This is a genomic window from Parabacteroides sp. AM08-6 (genome assembly GCF_003473295.1).
Taxonomy (GTDB): domain Bacteria; phylum Bacteroidota; class Bacteroidia; order Bacteroidales; family Tannerellaceae; genus Parabacteroides.
Genome location: NZ_QRMP01000069.1, coordinates 1 through 1,990, shown reverse-complemented (window position 1 = coordinate 1,990; position 1,990 = coordinate 1). Strand labels below are relative to the sequence as shown.

General features: G+C 40.4%; 3 protein-coding genes. 1 reads left to right on the top strand and 2 read right to left on the bottom strand.

Annotation, left to right across the window (positions count from 1 at the left end; translation table 11 throughout):
- A partial coding sequence (locus DW103_RS18555) for a hypothetical protein (protein WP_233545735.1) occupies window positions 1–215 on the top strand: 215 nt, incomplete at its 5' end.
- Here DW103_RS18555 and DW103_RS17820 read toward each other — a convergent pair.
- Window positions 162–1,178: a nucleotidyl transferase AbiEii/AbiGii toxin family protein gene (locus DW103_RS17820; protein ID WP_122278621.1), complete on the bottom strand. Its 1,017-nt coding sequence runs from the start codon at window positions 1,176–1,178 to the stop codon at window positions 162–164. The genes DW103_RS18555 and DW103_RS17820 overlap by 54 nt on opposite strands.
- On the bottom strand, window positions 1,175–1,765 hold the full coding sequence (locus DW103_RS17815; protein ID WP_233545734.1) for a DUF6088 family protein: 591 nt from the start codon (window positions 1,763–1,765) through the stop codon (window positions 1,175–1,177). The genes DW103_RS17820 and DW103_RS17815 overlap by 4 nt, the downstream gene beginning before the upstream one ends.
- Window positions 1,766–1,990 lie beyond the last annotated feature (225 nt).

The following is a 1,990-nucleotide window of genomic DNA, read 5'->3' as shown; positions in this document are numbered from 1 at the left end:
CGTTTTTCAAGAGAGGCCATAAAAAGCGTGGAACTGCAATGGAACATATACGGGAATTTATTTACCTTTACAATGTAATCGAAAAACACATCACCGATGAAAGCTTCCGTGTCGGTGAGAAGAACGTGGATACAAAGGTTGTTTCGCCTCTTATATTATTATCAACGATTATTTTTCCACTTCAATGCTCTGAATCTGTCCTGCAAATCCTGTAACCGCTCCATAATCTCACCGAAAGAGGGTGCATCGGCATAAATGAAGCCGATTTGCATTTGCTTATAGTCTTCCCGTAAAACATCTTCTATACTTACAGGAGGGAGAAAAGATATTGTGTGGGGAAGATGAGTCGTGTAATCCAACCCACTCCATGCAGTAAACTTCTTACGATGAGCCACAATATCCTCGTATAATTGGACATTCTGCATCGCTTCCATTGCAAACGGTTTGTCCATCATCTTCACGATGTCATACATATGCCGTGTAATACGTTCGATATGCGTACAGCCGTTCGGACGGTTAAACTCCTCATGTAACAGAAAAACTTTTTCCAAAAATGTCCGTCCCGGTACTACGGTAGGAACTGTAAATATTGGCAATGAAAACTCTTCATCCGGATAGGCGTCTTCAATCATCGAACGCATTTCTACTTCTTCCGATGGTTCCATGAGAGAACGGCAACTTATCTCAATCTTGACTCGTTCCGGTATATATTGCATCTTTGTTTGCAACACCGAATTATACTCGATAAACAGAACTGCAGGGTCAAGGTCGCTGACAGATGTCTCCGGAACTATTACCTTACAACATTCCAATAATCCAAACTCCTTTAGCTTATCTTCAATGTCAATCGCAAAAATACCATCAATAAATTTTTTGGAGTCTTTTCTCAATTTAGTCCGTTGGCTTTTAGTATCAACATCTGCGAATCCCAAATGTTTGGGGTCTATTGCAAGGTCAATATCTTCAGAGAAACGTTCTATCAACCCCCAACCTTTGCTAAGACTTGTTCCTCCTTTGAATACAAGGACTGTAGCATACGGCAAAGAAAATACAGCACGCAATACCATACTGACCCAATAGTCCTTTTCTACAGCATTGTCCACAATCCCTTTATCTTCAGCTACATTAGCCAAAATGGTAAGTTGTTCTTCTTTTGTGAGCTTAGTCCAATTATTCATAATGCAAGTCTTTGTTTAATCCATTGCGGAGCAATGCTGTAATCGTATTTAATCTCATCAAGACTGCCATATTTTTCAATGGCTTGTTTTATAATAACAACCTGTTCATCGGTCACACCATCTTTCCCTAATTCCTTCATGGCTGCGACTATCAGTGGAAATAAGTCCGTCTTATAAGCAAAATTGCGGGGTACACTGCGCTTGAATATGATTTTACGATTTCCGATAGTAAGCTCCCGTGCTGTGGCATCTGTCAAATAGACCGCATTCATCGTAACTTGCGTGGAAAGTCCCAATTTATTCAAAGCCGTCAGTCCACTGGGAATAATGCGAGCTTTATCCTTTTCTGCAATGGCGTATGCTATATCTTCAATGGACGGGCGAAGTACGCCGAACTTATTTCGTAAAGGATATAAATAGAGACCTTGTGAAAGACGTATGAGCACACCCTCTTTTTCCAGTCGGGAAAGGGCACGAGTAACCAGCCCATCATTATTCAGATGGGCAAAATCACTCACCATATAAAGCTTATTCGGACCGTTTCTATCTATGATACTCCGTATCTCCTTTGTTAGTATTGTCTTCATATCCACTATGATTCGTCGTGCAAAGATACAATACCCATCTTGATACGCCAATGAAATGTCCGAAATTCTTAAAGAAAATCGGACTATTTAAGAAAAGGCATTTACTGTTTGAGTGTCGGGTCTGGAAATGAGAAATGTATTTCGGTTCAAGAATAATATTGCTTTCCCGCATATCCACATACAAAAAAAGCCCCGGAATAAACATCCGAGGCTTCTTGTCTTGTT